Source organism: Kitasatospora nipponensis (genome assembly GCF_039528135.1).
Taxonomy (GTDB): domain Bacteria; phylum Actinomycetota; class Actinomycetes; order Streptomycetales; family Streptomycetaceae; genus Kitasatospora; species Kitasatospora nipponensis.
In genome coordinates this window covers 1-508 of sequence record NZ_BAAALF010001199.1, presented here as the reverse complement: position 1 = coordinate 508, position 508 = coordinate 1, and the positions used below count along the sequence as shown (strand labels likewise).

General features: G+C 71.7%; 1 protein-coding gene and 1 pseudogene. Both read left to right on the top strand.

Annotated elements, in window-relative coordinates:
* Positions 1-205, top strand: a pseudogene (locus tag ABD323_RS45650) (hypothetical protein); the annotation flags it as partial.
* A gap of 55 nt (positions 206-260) precedes the next feature.
* Positions 261-508, top strand: a 248-nt coding sequence (locus ABD323_RS45645; protein WP_344447803.1) for an AraC family ligand binding domain-containing protein, incomplete at its 3' end; no start/stop codon positions are given.

Below are 508 nucleotides of genomic sequence, written 5' to 3'. Positions count from 1 at the left end.
GCTCGAGGTGGCGGAGGGGCAGCGCGACGGCACCGTCCCGCCGGACGCGGTGGTCCTGCTGGTCTGCCTGGCAGGCACCGCCGAACTCGACGGCTCCGAGGTCCGGTTGGGCTGCTTCGACGCCGTGCTGCTGGAGACTCCCGGCGAGGAGCTGCTCCGGGTGGACGGCCGGACGGCGGTGGTGACGATCCGTCGGGGCGCCTGAGCCTCCTGGCAGACGTGGTCTGGACCTGTTGCGGTGGCGGCCGCAGACTGCTGCGATGAGCATCGACTTCCCCGTCCACGGGCTGATGGTGCCCGAGCCGCAGGTACTGCCGTTCGCCATCGGCTCGTTCGACACCATCGGGGAGCTGTCCCGGGCCGGTTTTCCGCACCGGCACACCTTCTACGAGATCGTGCACGTCACGGGCGGGCGCGGCACCCACGTGGTCGACCTGGCGCACTGGCCGCTCGACCCGCCGCACCTGTGCGTGATCGCGCCGGGGCAGGTGCACTACTGGGACGAGGT